Here is a 2,790-nt window from a genome sequence, read left to right as displayed (position 1 = left end):
TCAACGGCCTGGCTGTCGGTGTGGGTGTCACCATGTTGCTGCACTGCGATCTCGTCTATGCCGATCCGGCCGCGACATTCCAGACTCCTTTCGTCGACATCGGGCTGGTTCCTGAAGCCGCCTCGACCGCCGGCGACCCGTCGCTGGCCCCGCCCGGTCGTGACCTGCTCTACGTGCTGGCCCCGGCCCCCAACACCGACGTCGGCGCGATCGACTGGGACGCCACCGGATCCGGCTACGTCGACCAGATGCTGGCCGCGGTGCGGGACCGGATGCCCGGCGTCGGTGATGACGCGGAGCTGCTGCACGTGGTGACCCCGGCCGACTGGCGCCGCCAGGGGATGGCCGCCGGAACGCCGTTCGCGTTGGCGCACACCTTCTCCCAGACCGGACCGTTCCGGCCGGCCAACACCGTGCGCGGCATCGACAACGTGGTGCTGGCCGGCTCGTCCACCGTCCCCGGGGTGGGGGTTCCGACCGCGATCCTGTCCGGCCGGCTCGCCGCCGACCGGGTCACCGGCATCCCCGCTCGCCGTCCCGCCCCGGAGGTCAACCACTGATGGACGAGATCGACGCGATCGGCTTCGAGGTCTCCGGCCGCCGTGCGCCGGTGGGCAGTCTGAGACTCAGGGGAGCGTGAGCGTGGATCAATGGCACTATCTGCTGGTTCTGGCCGGCTGTCTGGTGATCACCGCGCCGCTGGAGTTCTTCGGTGACGGCGTCTACCGCCGACCGACGCTGATGGCGGCCGCGCTGCTGCCGGTGTTCGCGGTGTTCGTGATCTGGGACGTGATCGCCACCGCGGCCGGGGTGTGGTGGTTCAACCCCGACTACGTCACCGGGGTTTTCGTGCCCGGCGGTCTGCCGGTCGAGGAGGTGCTGTTCTTCGTCGTGGTGCCGCTGTGCGGGCTGCTGACCTACAACGCGGTGGACACCATCCTCGGCGTGGTGCGCCGCCGTGGGGTGAAGGAGCGGGCGCGGTGACCGGCCTCGGGTACACGGTGCCTGCGATACTCTCGGTCGTCGCGGTGTGCGCCCTGGAACTGGTGGTGCTGCGCACCGGGCTGTTCCGGCGGGCCGCCTACTGGATCTCGATGGTGATCGTGCTCGGATTCCAGATCCCCGTCGACGGCTGGCTGACGAAGCTGAGCGCGCCGATCGTGCTGTACCACGACGACCACTTCAGCGGTATCCGCTTCCCGTGGGACATCCCGGTCGAGGACTTCCTGTTCGGGTTCGCGATGGTGACCGCCGCGCTGCTGCTGTGGGAACGCGCCCGGCTGAAGGCGGAGGAGAAGCGTTGAGCATCAACGGATCCGATCGCCGGCGCCAGACCTTGCCCGCTCATCCGGGCCGGCGCACGGCGGGTGGGGGGCGGCCCCGCGTCGTCGTCGTGGGCGGTGGCATCGCGGGGCTGGCCGCCGCCACCGGGCTGGCCGAACGCGGTGTCGCGGTCGAGGTGGTCGAGAAGTGCGATCATCTCGGCGGGCGGGTCGGCGGCTGGCCGGACACGCTGACCGACGGTACCCCGGTCGCGATGAACCGCGGTTTCCACGCGTTCTTCCGGCAGTACTACAACCTGCGGGCGCTGCTGCAGCGCAGCGATCCCGGGCTGTCCGCGCTGACCCCGGTGGCGGACTATCCCCTGATCGACGGCGCCGGCCGGCAGGACACGTTCCGCGGTCTGCCCCAGACCCCACCGCTGAACGCGTTGGCGTTCGCGCTGCGCAGCCCCACCTTCCGCTTGCGGGACCTGGTCCGGCTGGACGCCAGGGCCGCCGCCCCACTGGCCGCGGTGTCGGTGCCCGAGACCTATCACCTGCTCGACGAACAGGACGCGGCAACCTTCCTGCGCGACATCAACTTTCCCGAGGCCGCCCGGCACCTGGCGTTCGAGGTGTTCGCGCGCAGCTTTTTCGCCCGGCCGGAGACGTTGTCCGCGGGCGAGTTGGTCACCATGTTCCACATCTACTTCCTGGGCTCCAGCGAGGGTTTGATCTTCGACGTTGCCAGCGCGAACTTCGATGTGGCGCTGTGGAATCCGTTGCGACGCTATCTGGAGGGCCGCGGCGTGGTGTTCCACACCGGAGCCGAGGTCGAGGCGGTCACCCTCGCCGACGAGGTGACGGTGACGGGCGCGCACGGGAAGGTGTGGTCGGGGGACGCGGTGGTGTTGGCCACCGATGTCGGGTCGCTGCAGCGGGTGGTGGCGGCCTCGCCGGGCCTGGGGGATCCGTTGTGGCGCGAGCGGGTCGCCGCGATGGGCACCGCGCCGCCGTTCGTGGTGCTGCGACTGTGGCTGGACCGCCCCGTGCGCGGTGACCGCGCGGCGTTCGTCGCGACCGGGGGCCGGGAACCGCTGGACAACATCAGCGTGCTGCAGCGCTACGAGCGCGAGGCCGCCGAATGGGCTTCGCGCACCGGTGGTTCGGTGGTGGAGCTGCACGCCTACTCGGTCACCGACGGTGACGCCGAGGTGCGCCGCCGCCTGATCGACCGCATGCACGAGCTCTATCCCGAGACCGCGGCGGCGTCGATCGTCGCCGAACGGCTGCTGCGCCGCGCCGACTGCCCCCGCTTCGCCCCAGGCGATTTCGCCGAGCGGCCCACGGTGGCGACCCCCGATCCGCGGGTGGTGCTGGCCGGTGACGGCATCCGCATCGACCTGCCCGCGATCGAGGTGATCGGCCGGGAGGGCCGCGATCTCGGAAAGTGGTGGCGGGAGAACCGATTCCAAGCCTACGAGGGCATAACGGTGCCGATGTTCCCGAACCTGGTGACCCAGGCCAG

Annotated in this window: 4 protein-coding genes; all 4 read left to right on the top strand. The window is 70.5% G+C overall.

The genetic code is table 11. The features are described 5' to 3' along the window. The coding region (locus tag ASJ79_RS21940; protein WP_231750972.1) for an FAD-dependent oxidoreductase at positions 1–560 on the top strand (560 nt) is incomplete at its 5' end. Between the two features lie 82 nt (positions 561–642). Next, positions 643–984 carry a lycopene cyclase domain-containing protein gene (locus ASJ79_RS21935; protein WP_067959873.1) on the top strand — a complete coding sequence of 114 codons (342 nt, stop codon included), beginning with the start codon at positions 643–645 and terminating at the stop codon, positions 982–984. Next, on the top strand, positions 981–1,304 hold the full coding sequence (locus ASJ79_RS21930) for a lycopene cyclase domain-containing protein (RefSeq protein WP_067959870.1): 324 nt from the start codon (positions 981–983) through the stop codon (positions 1,302–1,304). The genes ASJ79_RS21935 and ASJ79_RS21930 overlap by 4 nt, the downstream gene beginning before the upstream one ends. Continuing rightward, positions 1,301–2,790 (top strand): FAD-dependent oxidoreductase (locus tag ASJ79_RS21925; protein ID WP_197420323.1); only part of this gene is annotated, 1,490 nt, incomplete at its 3' end. The genes ASJ79_RS21930 and ASJ79_RS21925, both read left to right, overlap by 4 nt.

Source organism: Mycobacterium sp. NAZ190054, assembly GCF_001545925.1.
In the GTDB taxonomy this organism is placed as follows: domain Bacteria; phylum Actinomycetota; class Actinomycetes; order Mycobacteriales; family Mycobacteriaceae; genus Mycobacterium.
The sequence above is the reverse complement of the archived record's forward strand: the minus strand, read 5'-3'. Positions and strand labels throughout refer to the sequence as shown.